Consider the following 18974-nt stretch of genomic DNA (forward strand, 5'->3'; position numbering starts at 1 on the left):
GAGGAGACCCCGATGCAGATCACCGGCACCAACCACCTGTCCGTCGACCCGGCCACCGCCTGGGAGGCCTTCCACGACGCGGGCGTCCTGGAGCGCAGCCTGCCCGGGGCGCAGAGCCTGCGGGAGGTCGGGCCCGGGAGGTTCGCGATGACCGTGACCGCCGGGGTGGCCGCGATCAAGGGCACCTACGACGGGGAGGCGGTGTTCTCGCAGGAGACCGAGCCGGAGAGCTTCGTGCTCTCGCTGTCCGGCGCCGGCGGCCCCGGGACGGTCAACGCCGACGTCGAGGTCAGGCTGAGCCAGGCCGACGAGGGCGGCACCGACCTGGCCTGGACGGCCGACGCCACCGTCGGCGGGCCGGTCGGCGGGGTGGGCCAGCGGATGCTCTCCTCGGTCGCCAAGCGGCTGGCCACGCAGTTCTTCACCAACATCGACAAGGACCTCGCGCGCGGCGGCTCGGCCGCGGCGGAGGAGGCCGGGCAGGCCGAGGCCGGGGGGCCGGACACGGACGCCGTCGCCCCGGCCCGTCCGCTCGTCGCAGGCAGCGCGTCGTCGGGAGGGTCGTCGGCCGGTGCCGTCGGTCCGGCCGGTGCGTCAGGCCAGCTCGTGCCGATGGTCACCGGCGCGGCCATCGCGCTCGTCGGCGTCGCCCTGGGCGCCCGCCTGCGCCGCCGCTGAGCCAACTACCGCCTGGCGCGACCAGATGTGGCCCTCCCCGGGGCCACGACCGGTCGCGCCGTCCGGCCGACCGGGGCCGTCCGATCCGCCCCGGGCACCGGCCCGGTCTGCTTCAATGACCGCATGATCCCGGCCACGATGCAGGCCGTGGTGCTCACCGGCCACGGCGGCCTCGACCGGCTCGAGCACCGGACCGACGTGCCCGTGCCCGAGCCCGGTCCCGGTGAGGTCCTGCTCGAGGTCAGCGCCTGCGGGATGAACAACACCGACGTGTGGGTGCGCGAGGGGGCCTACGGCCTCGAGGAGGACCCCGTGGCGGTGTCGACCTGGCGCCGGGGCCGCTCGACGCTGCAGTTCCCCCGCATCCAGGGCACCGACACCGTCGGCCGCGTCGTGGCCGTCGGCGCCGGCGTGGACGAGGCCCGCGTCGACGAGCGGGTGATGGTGGACTTCTCCATCTACAACCGCGACGACGACAGCCTCGCCGACATCGACTACCTGGGCCACGGGCGAGACGGCGGCTATGCGGAGTACCAGGTGGTGCCAGCCGACCACGCCCACGTGGTCCGGCGCGACATCGACGACGCCGAGCTGGCCACGTTCTCCTGCGCCTACCTCACCGGCGAGCACATGCTCGACCGGGCCCGGGTGGCCGAGGGCGAACGGGTGCTCATCACCGGAGCCTCCGGCGGCGTCGGTTCCGGGCTCGTCCAGCTGTGCCGGGCCCGGGGCGCCATCCCCTACGCGGTCACCAGCGCCGGCAAGGCCGACGCCGTGCGCGCGATCGGCGCCGAGGGCGTGGTGCTGCGCGGCGAGGGCGACCTCGTGGAGGCGGTGGCCGAGGCGACCGGCGGGGCCGCCATCGACGTGGTGGCCGACCTTGTCGCCGGCGACCTGTTCAACGACCTGCTCCGCGTCCTGCGGCCCGAGGGTCGCTACACCACCGCGGGCGCCATCGGCGGTCCGGTCGTGCAGCTGGACCTGCGCACCGTCTACCTCAAGCACCTGGAGCTGCACGGCTCCTCCCAGGGGACGCGAGCCGCGTTCCGGCGCCTCGTCGGCTACATCGAGTCCGGCGCCGTCCGCCCCCTGCTCGCCGGCACCTACCGGCTGAGCCAGTTCCACGACGCCCAGCGGGCGTTCATGGCCAAGGGCTTCGTCGGCAACCTCGTCGTCGTGCCCGACGCCCGGTGGGACGAGGTCGGGGCGCACCATGCCGCCTGAGCACCGTCGCCGCATCCGACTCATCGACACCCACTACGGCGGCGACGTCAGCCGCGTCGTCGTGGGCGGCATCCCTCAGGTCCCGGGCGACAGCGTGCCGGCCAAGCGGGCCTGGCTCCAGTCCGAGGGAGACGCCCTGCGCCGGCTGCTGCTCTCCCCGCCCTACGGCGAGCCGGCGATGTGCGCCAACGTCGTGGTGGATGCCGACCTGCCGCAGGCGCAGGCCGGCTACGTGGTCATGGAGGCGATGGGCTACCCCTACTTCTCGGGCTCCAACTCGATCTGCGTCGCCACGGCCCTGCTGGAGAGCGGCTACGTGCCGATGGGACCGCCCGGGCGGCAGGTGGTACACCTGCAGGCGCCCGCGGGGCTCGTCCGCGCCGAGGTCGAGCACGACGGGTGGCGGGTCCACTCGGTGACGCTCGCCTGCGACCCCGCGTGGGTGCTCGAGCGGGGGCGCACCGCCGAGCTGCCCGAGTTCGGCGAGGTCACCTACGACCTGGTCTGGTCCGGCTGCTTCTACTCCGTCGTCGACGCCGCGGCCCACGGCTTCGCCCTCACCGAGCCCGAGCGACCGGTGCTGGCCGACTTCGGCCTGGCGCTGTGCCTCGTCGCCTCCGCCGACCTGCAGCTCGTGCACCCCGACCACGGCGACACCGGTCCGCTCGCGTTCGTCAACCTCGCGGGCCCCGTGACCGAGGGTGCCGACGGGCTGCAGATGACCAGCGCCACCTACGTCCACCCCGGGGTGGTGTGCCGCTGCCCCACCGGCACCGGCACCGCGGCCCAGCTGGCGCTGCTGGCCGACGACGGCGTGCTGGGCGTGGGTGACCGGGTGACCAGCATCTCTCCCTCCGGGTCCACCATGGGAGGCCAGATCGTCGAGCGCACCGCCCTGCACGGCCGCGACGCCACCACGTCCACCGTCACCGGACGGGCGTTCACGCTGGGTCGTACCGAGCTGGTGGTGAACCTCGACGACGACCTCACCGAGGCCGAGGGGATCTGGGAGCTGCTGACCGGCCCCGCCGGTCCCTGACCCTGGTCGGCAGGGACGTGCCGGGTGTCGACCCGCTGCGCGGCCGACGGCTGTCGGCAGCCAGCTCGTCGAGTCAGCGGGCCTCGGGGTCCGGCTGGTGGATCCCGAACGTGTTGCCCTCGGTGTCCAGGTAGTACCCCTGCCACGCCATCCCCGGCAGCGCGCACTTGGGCAGCGCCACCCGACCGCCGGCCTCGAGGATCTTCTGCTCGGTCACGTCGTAGTCGCCGACCCCCATGGTGCAGACGAACGCGTTGGTGCCCTGGCCCTCGCCGGGCGTGGCGGCCGGCCGCGGCAGCAGGCCGCCGTTGATGCCGGGCTCGTCGCCGGACCCGGTGACGATGCCGAAGTAGGGCGAGCCGACCATCTGGCTGTAGTCCTCGTAGGTCCAGCCGAACACGTCGGCGTAGAACGTCTTCGCACGCTCGACGTCCTCGGCCTGGATCTCGAAGTGCACGACGCGGGACATGGGTCCTCCTCCTCCGAGCCGCACCCTGCGTGCGGACCCGGACGAGTCTGTCACCCGGCACCGACAGCGACTGTTGCCGAACGCTCGATGACTCGTCGTCACATCTTGCCGGGGATGACGCGGCCTGGGGAGGGTTGACTTCGACCCAGACGCACGCGCCGGCACGGACCCCCGACCGACCGGCAACCTCCACCCGAAGGGACGCTGGATGAGCACCGCGACGCACCGCCGGATCAGGATCGGCATCGACACCGGAGGGACGTTCACCGACGTCGTCGCCTTCGACGAGGACGCCGGGACGATCACCACGACCAAGACCCCGTCCACGCCGAGCAACCCGGCCGACGGCTTCATCAACGGCGTCGACAAGGTGCTGGAGATCCTCGGCGCCACCGGCGAGGACGTCACCGCCGTCTCCCACGGCACCACGGTGGCGACCAACCAGCTGCTCGAGGCCAAGCTCGACCCGTTGGGCTTCATCACCACCGAGGGCTACGAGTTCGTCCTGGAGATCGCCCGCCAGGCCGTGCCGGACGGCTACGGCAACTCCTACTTCTGGGTCAAGCCCGAGCGCATCGTCCCGGCCGATCTCGTCAAGACCGTCGGCGGCCGGATGGACTTCGAGGGCAACGAGGTCCGCCCCTTCGACGAGGAGGGCGCCCGCGCGGTCGCCCGCTGGTTCAAGGACAAGGGCATCAACACCCTCGGCGTGAACTTCCTGCACGCCTACGCCAACCCCGCCCACGAGACGCGGATGCGCGAGATCCTCGCCGAGGAGCACCCGCAGGCGGTCGTCTCCCTGTCCAGCGAGGTGCTGCGCGAGTACCGCGAGTACGAGCGCTCGATGACCACCCTCGTCGACGCCGCCGTCAAGCCCAAGGTCAGCGCCTACGTGGCCAACATCTCCGAGCGCCTGCGGTCCTACACCGGCACCGAGGTCAAGGGCGCAGAGGGTTCCGGGGGGTCCACGGGGACCGAAGGCCCCCGGGCGATGCCCTTCTACATCATGAAGTCCAACGGCGGCGTCCTCTCCGCCGAGGAGGTCGTCCACCAGCCGATCACCACCGTGCTCTCCGGCCCCGCGGCCGGCGCGCTCGGCGCGGCGATGGTCTCCGGCCTGGCCGGCTTCGACAAGGTCCTCACCTGCGACGGCGGCGGCACGTCCACCGACGTCTCGGTCGTGCTCGGCGGCGAGCCGACGCTGACCACGGAGGGCTCGGTCGGGGCCTACCCCTCCAAGATCCCGATGATCGACGTCGTCACCGTCGGCGCGGGCGGCGGCTCGATCGCCTGGATCTCCCCGGACGGCTCGCTCAAGGTCGGCCCGCACTCGGCCGGCGCCGACCCCGGCCCGCTCTGCTACGGCAAGGGCGGCGCCGACGGCGCCCCGACCATCACCGACGCCCACCTGCTGCTCGGTCGGATCCCCCCGCACCTGCTGGGCGGCGAGATCCCCCTCGACGTGGACGCGGCCCGGGCCGGCCTGGAGGAGATCGCCGGCCGGCTCGGCCTCGACGTCGAGCACGCGGCCACCGGCATCCTGGAGATCAGCGCCTGGAACCAGGCCAACGCCCTGCGCCAGATCTCGGTCAAGCGTGGCCTGGACGTGCGCGACTTCATGCTCGCCACCTTCGGCGGGTCCGGGTCGCTGCTGGCCTGCCGCCTCGTCGACATCCTCGACCTGGCCGGCGTCATCGTCCCGCTCAACCCGGGCAACGTCTCGGCGTTCGGCCTGCTCACCGTGGACGTCAAGAACGACTACGTGCAGACGATGGTCGCCAAGCACGTCCACCTCGACCTGGGCCAGCTCAACCGGGCCTACGACGACCTCACCGCCCGTGCCACCCATGCGCTGGACCTCGAGGGCTTCGACCGCGCCGACCACCAGTTCCAGCGGACCGCCGACCTGCGCTACGTGGGCCAGGCGTTCGAGGTGCGGGTGCCGGTCCCGGTGGAGGAGCTCGACGAGGCCGCCGCCGACCAGGTCGCCGAGGCCTTCCACGACGCCCACAAGGCGCTCTACGGCTACGACTTCCGCGGCGACGACCGCCAGGAGGTCGAGTGGGTCAACCTGCGCGTCACCGGCGTCGGCCCGATCACCCGGCCGTCCATCCCGCAGATCGGCACCGGCGAGGGCGACGCCGAGCGCGCCCGCACCTCGACCCGCCCGGTCTGCTTCGACGCGGCCGACGGCTACGTCGACACCCTGGTCTACTGGCGCCCCGACCTGCGGGACGGCGACCAGCTCCAGGGCCCGGCCGTCATCGAGGAGTTCGGCTCCACCGTCCCCGTCCACCCAGGCTTCCAGGTCCGGGTCGACGCCTGGGGCAACCTCGTCATCACCAAGCCCGGCGGCGGCGTCGTCGCCGGCACGCAGCAGGAGGAGCAGGCATGAGCACCCCCACCACCGACCCGGCCGTCGACCCGATCGTCGTCGAGATCGTCCAGGGCACCCTGGCCTCGGTCGAGATGGAGGTCGAGACCGCCATCGCCCGCACCTCGCGCAGCCCGATGATCCGTGACGCGCACGACTTCCGCGCCGGCATCCACGACCGCCAGCTGCGCAAGCTGACCGGCCGGTCCTACAGCGCGCTGGTGCACCCCGTCGCCCGCGACTTCCCGCTGGAGACGATGAAGCCCGGGGACGTGTTCTTCCACAACGACGTCTACGAGTCCGAGGGCGGCATCGGCCACCTGCCCGACCTGTGCGTCACCGTGCCGGTCTTCCACGAGGGCGAGGTCGTCTGCTTCGTCCAGGCGTTCGGCCACCACGACGACATCGGCGGGGCCACCCCCGGCTCGATGCCGTCGGCGGCCACGAGCGTCTACGAGGAGGGCCTCATGGTCCCCCCGATCAAGCTGTGGGACCAGGGCGTGCCCAACGAGGCGGCGCTGCGGATCATGACCCGCAACTCCCGGATGCCGGAGTCGCTGGCCGCCGACCTGGACGCCGAGTGCTCCGCCTGCCTCATGGGCGCGGCCCGGCTCACCGAGCTGTTCGAGCGCTACGGCCGCCAGACCGTCGAGGCCGCCTTCCAGGCGATCCTGGACAAGACGACCGAGACCTACCGGCGCGAGATCCTGTCCAAGATCCCCGACGGGGAGTACGTCTGGGAGGACTACGCCGAGCACGACGGCGTCGACGAGCCCAAGCTGCACACCCAGCGGATCACCCTGACCAAGACCAGCACCGGCGGCCCGGGCGACGGCCCGAAGATCACCATCGACTTCACCGGCACCGCCCCCCAGGCCAAGGGCCCGATCAACCACTGCGGCGACTACGCCGACGGCAACTTCCTCAAGAAGTGGCTGGCCCCGATCCTGCGCAACCTGGCCGACACCCCCGAGCGGATGGGCGAGCTGGACGTCAACGAGGGCGTGGTGCCGCTCATCGAGATGAAGTTCCCGGAGAAGGGCACCCTGCTCACCCCGATCTTCCCGGCGCCGACCAACGCCCGCACCTTCGTCATCCTGCGCCTGCTCGGCGTGCTCGCCGGCGTCATCGCCAAGGCGGTCGACGGCAAGATGCCGGCCGACCAGGAGACGATCCGCTACACCGGCGTCTACGGCAAGGACCGCGACGGCAAGGACTACCTCATGCGCGAGGTGCTCGGCGGCGGCGCCGGCGGGCGCTACTACGCCGACGGCGAGGACACCATCCACGTCGTCCCGGACTCGCGCAACCTGCCGACCGAGTTCACCGAGTCCCGCTTCCCGTTCCTCGTCGAGCGCCTCGGCCTGGCCGTCGACTCCGGCGGCCCCGGGCGCTACCGCGGCGGCCTGGGCTACGAGAAGCACATCCGGATGCTCAAGGACGCCAACTTCATGTCCATCGCCGACCGCTCGATCCTGGCCTGCTGGGGCGTCAAGGGTGGCAAGGCGGGGCGCCCCTTCGAGGTGTGCATCGACCCGGGCGGTCCCGAGGAGAGGTATGTCGATGCGCTCGCCGACGCCGAGCCCGTCAAGGCCGGCCAGGTGATCCGGATCCGGACCACCGGCGGCGGCGGCTGGGGCGACCCGCTGGAGCGCCCGGTCGAGGAGGTCGAGCGCGACCTGCGCTGGGGCAAGGTCTCCTTCGAGGGCGCCCGCCGCGACTACGGCGTGGTCGCCTCCGGCACCAAGGAGGACCCCGTGATCGACGCGGCCGCCACCGAGCAGCTGCGCGCGCAGCTGCGGGACGGGCGCGGCGAGGAGCCGTTCTTCGACCGCGGCCCGGGCTACGCCCAGCTGGCCGGCGGGGCCACCTCGGCGGACGTCGACTGGCTCTGAGCACGGGCGTGGACGCGGCGACCGTCACGGTGCTCGGCGCGACCGGCAAGACCGGTCGCGCCGTGGCCCGCGCGGCGCTGCGTCGCGGCCTGCACGTCCGCGGCACCACCCGGCACGTGGAGTCCAGGACGGACGCCCCGGGGCTGCCCGACGGCGTCGACCGCTCCGTCGCCGACCTCCTGACCGGGGACGGGCTGGTCGACGCCCTCCGCGGCGCGGACGCGGCATACCTGATCGTGCCCAACCTGCACCCCGCGGAGGTGGACATCGTCGCCCGGGCCGCGCGGGTCGCCGAGGAGGAGGGCGTCGCACAGATCGTCTACCACTCGGTCGCCGACCCCGACGACGCCCGGATGCCGCACCACGTGCGCAAGGGGCGGGCCGAGCGCGAGCTGCGCGCGGTGCGGCCCGACGCGGTCGTGCTGCGGCCGTGCGCCTACCAGCAGAACCTGCTGGCGCCGGCGCTGGACGGGCGCATCGAGGTGCCCTACCGGCTGGACGCGCCGTTCAGCCTGGTCGACCTGGACGACGTCGCCGAGGTGGCCGCGGCCGCCCTCGCCGGCGAGCTCGAGCCCGGGTCGACGCACGTGCTCGCCGGGCCTGAGGACCTCACGGTCGCCGACCTGGCGGCGCGAGCCACCCGCGTCCTCGGCCGGCCGGTCACCGCCGCCGCGACGACCGTCGAGGAGTGGCGGGCGGGCCCGGGGGCCGGGCTGGACCCCGGTGCGGCCGCCGACCTGGAGGCGATGTTCCGGGCCTACGACGGGACCGGCTTCACCGCCGACCCGCAGCCGCTGGCCCGGCTGCTCGGCCGCCCGCCCACCACCTGGACCGACCTGCTGCGCAGGCACGCCCGATGACCCTCCGGCACCGTCGCCGGACCGACCGAAGGACACCTGCATGAGGATCGTCGTCGCCCTCGGGGGCAACGCCATGACCGCCACCGACGGCAGCTCGAGCCCGGACGACCAGCGGGCCGCCATCGAGGAGGCCGCCGGGCACATCGCCACGCTCGTCGCCGCCGGTCACGAGGTCGTCGTCACCCACGGCAACGGGCCCCAGGTCGGCAACATCCTGCTCAAGAACGAGCTGTCCGCCCACCTGCTGACGCCGGTGAGCCTGGACTGGTGCGGGGCGCAGACGCAGGGGACGATCGGCTTCACCCTGATGAACGCCCTGGAGCGCCGGCTCGCCGCGGTCGGCACGCCCCGGCCGGTCGCGACCCTCGTCTCCCGCACGCTCGTCGACCCCGACGACCCGGCGTTCGACGCACCGACGAAGGCGGTCGGCCCCTACAACGACGCCGAGCACGCCGCCCGGATGGTCGAGCAGGGCCAGTCGTGGCGGGACGAGGGGGCCAAGGGCTGGCGGCGGCTCGTGCCCTCGCCCGAGCCGCGGGAGATCGTCGATGCCCCCGCGGTGGAGGCGCTCGTCGGGCAGGGCTTCCTCGTCGTCTCCTCCGGCGGCGGCGGGATCCCGGTCGTCGCGTCGGCCGCCGGCGGCTACGAGGGGATCGAGGCCGTCATCGACAAGGACCTCACCGCGACCCTGCTCAGCCGCCAGGTCGGTGCAGACCTGCTGGTCATCGCCACCGACGTGGAGCACGCCGTGCTGCGGTGGGGAACCCCGGAGGCCCGGCCGATCGGCGAGGTCGACGCCGCGACGATGCGGCGCCACATCGAGGCCGGCGAGTTCGGCGTCGGCTCGATGCTTCCCAAGGTGGACGCGGTGACCCGGTTCGTCGAGGGCGGCGGCCCACGGGCCGTGGTGACCTCGCTGCCGTCGATCGCCCGCGCCGTCGAGGGCGGCACCGGGACGATCGTCGTCCCGTCGGCCTGAGCCATCCCCTCGCGGACGGCCCGACCTCGACGGCTCCGGCCGTGCCGAGCCCCCCGCGCGGGCCCGATCCTCTACGGTCGGTCCCGTGGCCACCGCTGACGACGACACCGTGACCGGCCCGGGCGAGCGCCGGCCGGCCGACCCCGCCCCGACGGGGACCCTCGACCCCGCCAAGGTCACCACCTCCCTCGAGGCGTCCGGGGGAGCGGGTCTTGGCAAGATCACGGCCTGGGCGTTCTGGGACTGGGGCAGCCAGCCCTGGAACACCGTCATCACCACCTTCGTCTTCGCGGTCTACATCACCGGCGAGAGCTTCGGCTCGACCAACTACACCTCCCAGATGCTCGCCCTGGCGACCGGGGTCGCCGGGTTGTTCGTCGCTGCGCTGGCCCCGGTCCTGGGGCAGAACTCCGACCGGTCCGGGCGCACCGTGCGCAACCTGCGCTGGCAGACCTGGCTGCTGGCGCTGATCGCCGCGGCGCTCTTCCTCGTCAAGCCTGACCCGGCATACCTCGCCCTGGGGCTGGTCCTGCTCGGGGTGGGCTCGGTCATCTCCGAGATCGCCGGGGTCAACTACAACGCCACCATCGAGCAGGTGGCCACCCCGCGGACCGTCGGGCGGGTCTCCGGCTACGGCTGGGGGTTCGGCTACCTGGGCGGCATCGTGGCGCTGCTGGCGATGTACTTCCTCTTCATCTCCCCCGAGGTGGGGCTGTTCGGGGTCACCGGTGACGAGGGCCTGGACATCCGGGTCTCGATGCTCATGTGCGGCATCTGGATCGCGCTCTTCACCATCCCGGCGCTCACGGCCCTCAAGGACCGTCCGGTGCCGCGGGCGCCCCGGGTGGGGATCGTCGACTCCTACCGGCTGCTCTTCGGGACGGTCCGCCGGCTGTGGCGGACCTCGCGGCATACGGTCTGGTTCCTGCTGGCCTCGGCGCTGTTCCGCGACGGGCTGGCCGGGGTCTTCGCCTTCGGCGCCGTCCTCGCCGCCGGGACCTTCGGGATGAGCGCCGGCGAGGTGATCATCTTCGGCGCCGCGGCCAACATCGTGGCGGGCGTGGCCACGATCGGGTTCGGCGCGGTCGACGACCGGTTCGGCCCCAAGAAGGTCATCCTTCTGTCGCTGTTCTCCCTCGTCGTGCTCGGCCTGCTGATCTTCTTCCTCCACGACGGGGGCAAGACGGTCTTCTGGGTGCTCGGCCTCGGGCTGACCGTCTTCGTCGGGCCAGCCCAGGCGGCGTCCCGATCGTTCCTGGCGCGGCTCATCCCGGAGGGCAAGAGTGGCGAGATCTTCGGGCTCTACGCCACGACCGGCCGGGTGGTCTCGTTCCTGTCCCCGGCGGCCTTCGGCCTGGGCATCTGGCTGGGCGCCCGCGTCACCGGCGAGGAGAACACGCAGTACTGGGGGATCCTCGGCATCGTGCTCATCCTCGCGGCCGGCGCCCTGGCGATGCTGCCGGTCAAGGAGCACACCGACCACCGGATGTGAGAGCGGCACGGCCTCGACCTGCCGAGCGGCCTCGACCTGCCGAACCGCGGTGACGGTGCCACGATCGGCCACATGACCTTCCCCAGCCCCGGTCCCCGCGACGGTCTCCCCGATCCCGACCAGCCGCCCGGGGCCGAACCGGCCGACCCCTGGGCCGAGGACGAGGTGCGCCGGCGCGCCCAGCAGCCGGAGGGGTGGACCTCCGAGCCCGGCGGCCTGGGCCCGCTCCCCGGCCGCACCTGGCGCCGGGGCAACACCCGCGTCACCGTCGGCGGCTGCTGCCTGCCGCTGCCGATCGGCTGCCTCACCACCCTCGTCGCGGCGGGGGTGGCTGCGGCCGCCGTGGCCCGGCGGGCAGGATGAACCCATGAGTGCCAACCTCGCCACCAACCTCACCCGCACCGCCGAGCGGCACGGCGACCGCCCCGCGATCGTCCTGGACGACGTCCGGCTCAGCTACACCGAGCTGGAGGCCTCCGCCCGCCAGCTCGCCGGGTGGCTGCGCAGCCGGGGCATCGGCGTCGGCGACCGGGTCGCGCTGATGCTCCCCAACGTCCCGGCCTTCCCGGTCATCTACTACGCCACGCTGCGGCTGGGCGGGATCGTCGTGCCGATGAACCCGCTGTTCAAGCGGCGCGAGATCCAGTACTACCTCGAGGACTCCGGGGCCAGCCTCCTCGTCGCTCTGCCCGGCGACGAGGTCACCGCCGCCGCGGAGGCCGCCGGCGTCCCCGTGCTCGCGGTCGGCCCCGAGGGCCTGAGCTCCTACGTCCACGGCGAGGAGGCCACCGACCCGGTCGAGGAGGTCGTCGAGCGTGCCGGCGACGACACCGCGGTCATCCTCTACACCTCGGGCACCACCGGCCGGCCCAAGGGCGCCGAGCTGACCCACGACAACCTGCAGACCAACCAGGCCACCACGACCGAGACGCTGCTGCACCTCGGCCCCGAGGACGTGGTCATGGGCTGCCTGCCGCTGTTCCACGTGTTCGGGATGACCTGCGCGCTCAACACCGCGGTGAGCACCGGCGCGGCGCTGACCCTCATCCCACGGTTCGAGCCGGCCAGGGCGCTGGAGATCATGGAGCGCGACCGGGTCACCGTCTTCGAGGGCGTCCCGACGATGTACGGCGCCATGCTCGCCTCCGCCACCTCCGCCGGCCGGGTCCCCGACCTGTCCACCCTGCGCACGGCCGTCTCCGGCGGGGCCAGCCTGCCGGTGGAGCTGATGCGCCGGTTCGAGGAGACCTTCGGCTGCCAGATCCTCGAGGGCTACGGCCTGTCCGAGACCAGCCCGGTCGCCTCGTTCAACCACCCCGACCGGGAGCGCAAGGCGGGCTCGATCGGCATACCCGTGCGCGGGGTGGAGATGAAGCTCGCCGGCGCCGTCGGCGAGGGCGAGGAGCCCGAGGGCGGGATCGGGGAGATCTGCATCCGCGGCGAGAACATCATGAAGGGCTACTGGGGCAAGCCCGAGGCGACCGCCGAGGCGATCGACGCCGACGGGTGGTTCCACTCCGGCGACCTGGCCCGGGTCGACGAGGACGGCTACTACTTCATCGTCGACCGCAAGAAGGACATGATCAACCGCGGCGGGCTCAACGTCTACCCGCGCGAGATCGAGGAGCTGCTCTACGAGCACCCGGCGGTCGCGGAGGCCGCCGTCGTCGGCGTGCCCCACCCCGAGCTGGGGGAGGAAGTCAGTGCGTATGTCGTGCTCGCGCCGGGTGCGCAGGCGACCGAGGAGGAGCTCATCGAGCACGTGCGCTCGCAGGTGGCGCCGTACAAGTACCCGCGGACGGTCCACCTCATCGAGGAGCTGCCCAAGGGCGCGACCGGCAAGATCCTCAAGCGCGAGCTGCGGACCTCGTGACGCCACGGCCGACCGGCGGGCCGGCGCGGGTCGCGCGGGCCCTCGGCGGCGCGGCCGTGGTCCTGGCCCTGGTCGGCTGCGCCCAGCAGGAGACCGAGGACCCGGAACCGCCGGCGGTCGTCGACACCGTCCCGGACGACGCGGCCGGCACGATCTCCGCGGACACCGGTCCGCTGCCGGTCGGGACGACGACCGACGGCGGGATCGTCCTGGTCACCGCCGGAGAGGTCCCCTCCGGGGCGTCCTCCCCGGTCACCGGTCAGCTCGTCACCGGCCCGGGAGGATGCCTGTCCGTCGACCGGCAGGGTCCGCCGGCGCTCCTCGTGCTCCCGGAGGGCAGCGAGCTCACCGCCGGCAGCAGGCCGTCGGTGACGTGGGAAGACGTGACGATCGAGGTCGGCGGGCCGGTGCAGCTGGACGCCGTGGCCGTCCCGGTCGACCGGCTGGAGGGCCTGTCGGCGGGATGCGGCGAGGGGGCGGCCGACGCGGCCCTGGTCGTCTCTCCCGGCTGACGAGCGCGCCGACCCGCCCTGTGCCACACTCGCCGGAACGGACCCCGGACGAAGGTGATCGGCATGTCTCCCAACCAGATCGGTTTCGCACTCCTGATCCTCGGGCTGTTCCTGCTCCTGGGCAAGGTCATCCGCGTCAAGGTCGGCTGGGTGCAGCGGCTGTTCCTGCCCAGCTCGATCATCGGCGGCTTCCTCATCCTGCTGCTCGGCCCGCAGGTCCTGGGCCAGCTCGTCCCCGCGCTCTCCGAGGCCGGGGTGTTCACCGAGGAGATGCGCACCGTCTGGGTCGCCCTGCCCGGCCTGCTCATCAGCGTCGTCTTCGCCACGATGTTCCTCGGCCAGGACCTGCCCAGCCCCAAGCGGGCCGCCAACCTGGTCGGGCCCCAGCTCTCGCTCGGCGTCGCGCTGGGCTCGAGCCAGTACGTCGTCGGCCTCCTCCTCGCCGCGCTGATCCTCGTGCCCGTCTTCAGCGCCAGCCCGATGACGGGAGCGCTCATCGAGATCGGCTTCGAGGGCGGCCACGGCACCGCCGCCGGCATGCGCGGGGTGATGGAGGAGCTGGGGTTCACCGAGGGCGCCGACCTGGCCGTCGGCCTGGCGACCGTCGGCATCGTCGGCGGGGTCGTCATCGGGATCGCGCTCATCAACTGGGGCGTGCGCACCGGCCGCACCGAGCTGCTCAAGGGCGACGTCAAGGCGTCCGTCGACGAGCAGAAGGGCCTGTTCAGCAAGGACGAGTACTACCCGGCCGCCCAGATGACCTCCCGCCCGGCCTCGGTCGAGCCGCTGTCGCTCCACATGGCCCTGGTCGCCGTGGCCATCCTCATCGGCTGGGGGATCCTCGAGGCGCTGCGGTGGATCGAGGCGCAGACCTACTCCTCGGTCATGCTCAACGACAGCACCCCGCTGGAGATCTTCGCCTACGTCCCGCTCTTCCCGCTCGCCCTCATCGGCGGGGTGATCCTGCAGGCGATCGCCGCCGCGCTGAAGGTGGACCACCTCATCGACCACCAGATGATGCTGCGCATCCAGGGCTGGGCGCTGGACTTCCTCATCGTCGCGGCCATCGGCACCCTCTCGCTGATGGCGATCGGCGCCAACATCGGTGCGTTCACCCTGCTGGCCCTGGCCGGGATCGGCGTCAACGTGGCCCTCTTCCTGTGGCTGGCGCCGCGCATCATCGGCCGCTACTGGTTCGAGCGCGGCATCGGCGACTTCGGCCAGTCGATGGGCGTCACGGCGACCGGCCTGATCCTCATGCGGATCACCGACCCCGACGCCAAGAGCCCGGCGTTCGAGGCGTTCGGCTACAAGCAGCTCATCTTCGAGCCGTTCTTCGGCGGCGGCATGGTGACCGCCCTGGCGGTGCCGATCATCTACCTCACCGGCATCTGGCCGCTGTTCTTCGCGATGCTCCTCGTCTTCCTCGTCGCCCTCGGCGCGGGCATCTTCTACTACGCGCCCAAGGCGAAGGTGGAGCGCGAGCAGGCGCGGCAGGACGCCTCGGCGGTCACCACCTGACCGGTATGCCCTCGCGCGCCAGGCGGGTCCGCCCCGGCGGGTGGCCGTGCGCCCTGGCCGCGGCCGCCACGGCCCTGCTGGGCGGGTGCGCCCCGCCCGGCGACGGGATCGGGGAGGTCGAGTCCGTCGAGCGCCGCACGTGGGGCGGCATGTGCGCCGAGGGTCCCTGCGGGTCCCTGCTGGTCGTCACGGGCGACCAATGGGAGTTCACCGACCAGACGGGGGAGTGGTCGGGCGTGCTCAGCCGGCGTCGGGTCGCCGCCCTCGAGTCCGCCACCGCCACGACACGGCTGGCCGAGCTCACCGAGCCGGCGCGACGGTGCGAGGCGGACGTCGACGGCACCTCCGTGCGCTACGCCTGGGTGCAGGATGGCCGGCGCACGGAGGTCTCGTCCTGCGACGTGCGGATCCCCGCGTCGGACCCGCTCGTCGTCGTCCTCGACCGGTTGGCGGAGGACGTCAGAACCCGAAGCGCCGGGCCGTCGCCCTGATCGAGTCCGCGCTGCGCCGCAGCAGCCCGATCTCCTCGTCGGTCATCGGCACGAGCAGGCGCTCGCCGGCGCCCCGGTGGTCGACGACCGTCGGCACCGAGAGGCTGACGTCGCTGATGCCGCGGTAGTCGTCCAGCCAGGTCGAGACCGGCAGGACGGCGTGCTCGGCCCGCAGGACGGACTCGACGATCCGGCAGACGGCCAGACCGACGGCGTAGTTGGTCGCGCCCTTGCCGGCGATGATCCGGTAGGCCGAGCGCATGACGTCCTCGGCGATCTCCTCGCGGGTCGTCTCGTCCAGGCCGCCGTGCAGGGCGTCCCACTCGAGCAGCGGGACGCCGCCAACGCTGGCCGAGCTCCACAGCGGGAACTCGGTGTCCCCGTGCTCGCCGACGACGTTGGCGTGCACGCTGGTCACGGCGACCCCTAGCCGGGTGGCGATCGCGTGCCGCAGCCGGGAGGAGTCGAGCACGGTGCCGGAGCCGAAGAGCTGGTTGGCCGGCAGCCCGGTGACCTTGAGCGCGGCGGTGGTCACGACGTCGACCGGGTTGGTCACCATGACGTAGGTCGCGTCCGGGGCGACCTCGACGAGGCGGGGCATGAGCGTGCGGGTCAGGTTGAGCGTCGACTCGGCCAGCTCCATCCGGTTCTGCCCGGGCTGCTGCTTGGCCCCGGCGGTGACGACGACGACGCGGGCCCCACGGCATACCTCGACGTCGTCGCTGCCCTCGACCTGGCCCATGGGGGTGAACGCCAGCCCGTGGTTGAGGTCCAGGACCTCGGCCTCGACCTTGGCGGCGTTGACGTCGTGCAGGACGACGTGGCGGGCGGTGCCGCGGACGAGCGCCGCGTAGGCGATGGTCGCCCCGACCGACCCGGCGCCGATGACCGCGAGCGTGGGCGGGCTGGCCGGGGTGCGGCTGGTGTCCGTCATACGCCCAGTATTCCGCACCCCTGAGGTGACCCGCCGGTAGGCGAGCCACCCCATACTTGCCCCGACCGGCGGCGGTGGGACGATCCCGGTATGAGGAAGCTCGGGCTGCTGCCCCGGATCGGGATCGCCATCGTGCTGGGGATCGTCCTCGGCCTGTTCCTGCCCGAGGCGGTGGTGCGGGTCTTCGTCACCTTCAACGGGCTGTTCTCCAGCTTCCTGGGGTTCATCATCCCGCTGATCATCGTGGGGCTGATCACCCCGGCGATCGGGGAGCTGGGCCGCGGGGCTGGCAAGTGGCTCGGGGTCACCGCTGGGATCGCCTACGGCTCAACGGTGTTCGCCGGGCTCATGGCCTTCCTCATCAGCTGGGCGCTGCTGCCGCGGATGCTGCAGGCGGGCGACTTCACCGAGCTGACCAACCCCGAGGAGGCGCTGCTCGGTCCCTACTTCACCGTCGAGATGGCACCGGTCTTCGGGGTCATGACCGCGCTCGTGCTGTCCTTCGTCGTGGGCCTGGGGCTGACGGTGCTGCCGACGGACGGGCTGCAGCGCGGGTTCAACGAGCTGCGGACGATCATCGAGACGGTCATCGCCAAGGTGATCATCCCGCTGCTGCCGGTCTACATCTTCGGCATCTTCCTCAACATGACGGTCGCCGGCCAGGTCGCGGAGGTGATCGCGACCTTCCTCGGCGTCATCGTGCTCGTCTTCGCGATGACCGCGGTGCTGCTGCTCCTGCAGTACGCCGTCGCCGGGTCGATGACCGGCCGCAACCCGCTCAAGGCGCTGAAGACGATGTCGCCGGCCTACCTCACCGCGCTGGGCACCTCGTCCTCGGCGGCGACGATCCCGGTGACGCTGCGCCAGGCGATCGAGATCGGGGTGCGCCCGCAGGTGGCGTCGTTCACCGTGCCGCTGTGCGCGACCATCCACCTGGCCGGGTCGACGCTGAAGATCGTGTCGTTCTCCCTGGCCGTCATGGTGCTGGCCGGCATCGAGATCAACGCGCCGATCTTCATCGGCTTCATCCTCATGCTCGGCATCACGATGGTGGCCGCGCCGGGCGTGCCGGGCGGCGCGATCTTCGCCGCGTCGGGCCTGCTGTCCTCGATGCTCGGCTTCACCGAGCCGCAGGTGGGTCTGATGATCGCCACCTACATCGCCATCGACAGCTTCGGCACCGCGACGAACGTCACCGGTGACGGTGCGATCGCGATGGTGGTCGACAAGCTCAGCGGCGGCCGGGTCGACGAGCCGGCGCCGGAGGAGATGCCGGAGCCGCTGGTCGGCTGACCGCCGTCAGCCGGCCTAGTCGAGCAGGCCCCGCCGGTGCAGGTAGCCCTCGGCCGCCCGCTTCCCGCTCGTCATCGCCCCGTCGATCGAGGCCATGTCCATGTGGTCGCCGGCGACGATGAGGCCCTCGGCAACCTCCATCGCCGCCCGCTCCTGGAACGGTGCCGGCTCGGCCGGCAGGGCGTAGGGGATGTCGTCGCGGCGCAGGAGCTGCCAGTCGGTGGTGTCCACGCCGTAGAGCCCACCCACGTGCCGCAGCACGTCCTCGTCGGTAACGGGGTCCTGCCCGCCCCGCCAGAGGCTGCTCGCCTGGACGAGGGCCCGCCCGTCGGGGGCGTAGCCGGGGGCCACGTTGGTGACGACGGAGGAGACGACCACCGGGCCGGGGTTCTCCCGCTGGTCGATGACGACCGCCTTGAGGTCGGTGGGCGGGTGGGTCACGGCATACCAGTGGGTGGTGTACCCCTTGCCCGGCTTGACCGGCCGTCCGGTCAGGTGGCCCGCGGTGGTCGGGTCTGTGGCGACCACGACGAGGTCGGCGGTGATCTCCTCGCCGTCGACGGTCCGGACCTGTCCGGAGCCGACCTCGGCGACCTCCTTGCCGAGCTCGACCGGGGTGGTCAGCCTCGCGGCCAGCTGCTCGGGCAGCGCCTGCATGCCCTGCGCCGGCAGTCCGGGGGTGCCCAGGGCGAAGGTGCGGACGAGCAGCTGGGTGAAGACGGTCGAGGTGCTGCCGTCGTCCTCGAGCAGCACGCCGGCGAGGAAGCCGTCGACGATCTTGCGCAGCGGACCGACGAACCCGGCGTCGTCCATCGACCGGTGGCGGGGCACGTCGTCCTCGACGTTGGCCAGCAGGTTGCTCGTGCTCAGGGCCGGTGCCGCCCACCGGGCGAGCGAGGCCACGCTGGCCGGGTGCAGCTTGCCCGAGCGCAGGGTCTGCGCGAGGAGCTGGGGCTCGCGGCGCGGGTCGGCGACGACGAGCAGCTCCTCGGTGCGGGTGGAGCGGATCGCGACGCCTGCGGTCATCTTCTGCAGGTCCAGCGCCTTGAGGTCGACCAGCTCCTTGACCATCGGGTAGGCCGGGTTGAGCACCTGGAAGCCGCGGTCAAGCCGGAACCCGTCGACGACGTCGGTGCGCACGCGGCCACCGACCCCGTCGGAGGCCTCGAGGACGCGCACGGATACCCCGTGCTCCTGGAGGGTGAGAGCGCAGGTGAGACCGGCGAGACCGGCCCCGACGACGACGACTTCGGTCTGGGCGGGCATGCACGCCAGGGTATGCGGCGGGCGTCGTCCTCGCCTGTCGAGATCGAGGGCCGCCGGCGGGGTGGCACGATGGG

General features: G+C 72.6%; 17 protein-coding genes. 14 read left to right on the forward strand and 3 right to left on the reverse strand.

Annotated features, from left to right (window positions below; translation table 11 throughout):
* The first annotated feature begins 12 nt into the window (after window positions 1-12).
* From FJR00_RS04495 to FJR00_RS04505, 3 genes are all read left to right on the forward strand, one after another.
* Window positions 13-678 carry an SRPBCC family protein gene (locus FJR00_RS04495; protein ID WP_141337643.1) on the forward strand — a complete coding sequence of 222 codons (666 nt, stop codon included), beginning with the start codon at window positions 13-15 and terminating at the stop codon, window positions 676-678.
* A gap of 123 nt (window positions 679-801) precedes the next feature.
* The gene (locus tag FJR00_RS04500) at window positions 802-1902 is read left to right on the forward strand and encodes an alcohol dehydrogenase family protein (RefSeq protein WP_141337644.1); all 1101 of its coding nucleotides are present in this window, start codon (window positions 802-804) and stop codon (window positions 1900-1902) included.
* A complete protein-coding gene (locus FJR00_RS04505) occupies window positions 1892-2941 on the forward strand; it encodes a proline racemase family protein (RefSeq protein ID WP_141337645.1) in 1050 nt (349 codons plus the stop codon). Before FJR00_RS04500 ends, FJR00_RS04505 begins: the two co-directional genes overlap by 11 nt.
* A gap of 73 nt (window positions 2942-3014) precedes the next feature.
* On the opposite strand, the gene FJR00_RS04510 is transcribed toward FJR00_RS04505, so the two are convergent.
* Window positions 3015-3410, reverse strand: a complete 396-nt coding sequence (locus FJR00_RS04510) for a VOC family protein (protein WP_141337646.1) — start codon at window positions 3408-3410, stop codon at window positions 3015-3017.
* 208 nt (window positions 3411-3618) lie between these two features.
* On the opposite strand from FJR00_RS04510, the gene FJR00_RS04515 reads away from it, so the two are divergent.
* The 10 genes from FJR00_RS04515 (at window position 3619) to FJR00_RS04560 (ending at window position 15407) form a co-directional block, all read left to right on the forward strand.
* Entirely contained in the window at window positions 3619-5805 is a 2187-nt protein-coding gene (locus FJR00_RS04515) for a hydantoinase/oxoprolinase family protein (protein WP_141337647.1), read from the forward strand.
* Complete coding sequence (locus FJR00_RS04520) at window positions 5802-7679, forward strand: hydantoinase B/oxoprolinase family protein (protein WP_141337648.1); 1878 nt, start codon at window positions 5802-5804, stop codon at window positions 7677-7679. Before FJR00_RS04515 ends, FJR00_RS04520 begins: the two co-directional genes overlap by 4 nt.
* Window positions 7680-7687: 8 nt before the next feature.
* Window positions 7688-8539, forward strand: a complete 852-nt coding sequence (locus FJR00_RS04525; RefSeq protein ID WP_141337649.1) for an NmrA family NAD(P)-binding protein — start codon at window positions 7688-7690, stop codon at window positions 8537-8539.
* 40 nt (window positions 8540-8579) lie between these two features.
* Entirely contained in the window at window positions 8580-9518 is a 939-nt protein-coding gene (locus FJR00_RS04530) for a carbamate kinase (RefSeq protein ID WP_141337650.1), read from the forward strand.
* Window positions 9519-9603: 85 nt separating this feature from the next.
* Complete coding sequence (locus tag FJR00_RS04535) at window positions 9604-11010, forward strand: MFS transporter (protein ID WP_238330297.1); 1407 nt, start codon at window positions 9604-9606, stop codon at window positions 11008-11010.
* 72 nt (window positions 11011-11082) lie between these two features.
* The gene (locus tag FJR00_RS04540) at window positions 11083-11373 is read left to right on the forward strand and encodes a hypothetical protein (protein ID WP_141337651.1); all 291 of its coding nucleotides are present in this window, start codon (window positions 11083-11085) and stop codon (window positions 11371-11373) included.
* Between the two features lie 4 nt (window positions 11374-11377).
* Window positions 11378-12883: a long-chain-fatty-acid--CoA ligase gene (locus FJR00_RS04545; protein ID WP_141337652.1), complete on the forward strand. Its 1506-nt coding sequence runs from the start codon at window positions 11378-11380 to the stop codon at window positions 12881-12883.
* The gene (locus tag FJR00_RS04550) at window positions 12880-13395 is read left to right on the forward strand and encodes a hypothetical protein (RefSeq protein WP_141337653.1); all 516 of its coding nucleotides are present in this window, start codon (window positions 12880-12882) and stop codon (window positions 13393-13395) included. Before FJR00_RS04545 ends, FJR00_RS04550 begins: the two co-directional genes overlap by 4 nt.
* Before the next feature lie 63 nt (window positions 13396-13458).
* The gene (locus FJR00_RS04555) at window positions 13459-14916 is read left to right on the forward strand and encodes a sodium/glutamate symporter (protein ID WP_141337654.1); all 1458 of its coding nucleotides are present in this window, start codon (window positions 13459-13461) and stop codon (window positions 14914-14916) included.
* A gap of 5 nt (window positions 14917-14921) precedes the next feature.
* On the forward strand, window positions 14922-15407 hold the full coding sequence (locus FJR00_RS04560; protein WP_141337655.1) for a hypothetical protein: 486 nt from the start codon (window positions 14922-14924) through the stop codon (window positions 15405-15407).
* On the opposite strand, the gene FJR00_RS04565 is transcribed toward FJR00_RS04560, so the two are convergent.
* Window positions 15376-16341: an L-lactate dehydrogenase gene (locus tag FJR00_RS04565; RefSeq protein WP_141337656.1), complete on the reverse strand. Its 966-nt coding sequence runs from the start codon at window positions 16339-16341 to the stop codon at window positions 15376-15378. The genes FJR00_RS04560 and FJR00_RS04565 overlap by 32 nt on opposite strands.
* Before the next feature lie 90 nt (window positions 16342-16431).
* Here FJR00_RS04565 and FJR00_RS04570 point away from each other — a divergent pair, with 90 nt between their 5' ends.
* Window positions 16432-17634 (forward strand): dicarboxylate/amino acid:cation symporter, encoded by a 1203-nt coding sequence (locus FJR00_RS04570; protein WP_141337657.1) that lies wholly within the window; start codon window positions 16432-16434, stop codon window positions 17632-17634.
* A 15-nt stretch (window positions 17635-17649) separates the two neighbouring features.
* Here FJR00_RS04570 and FJR00_RS04575 read toward each other — a convergent pair whose 3' ends face one another.
* Window positions 17650-18900, reverse strand: coding sequence for an NAD(P)/FAD-dependent oxidoreductase (locus FJR00_RS04575; RefSeq protein ID WP_141337658.1), 1251 nt, complete (start codon window positions 18898-18900; stop codon window positions 17650-17652).
* Between the last annotated feature and the right edge of the window lie 74 nt (window positions 18901-18974).

Origin of the sequence: Ornithinimicrobium kibberense (assembly GCF_006519705.1) — a bacterium.
GTDB lineage: Bacteria > Actinomycetota > Actinomycetes > Actinomycetales > Dermatophilaceae > Ornithinicoccus > Ornithinicoccus kibberensis.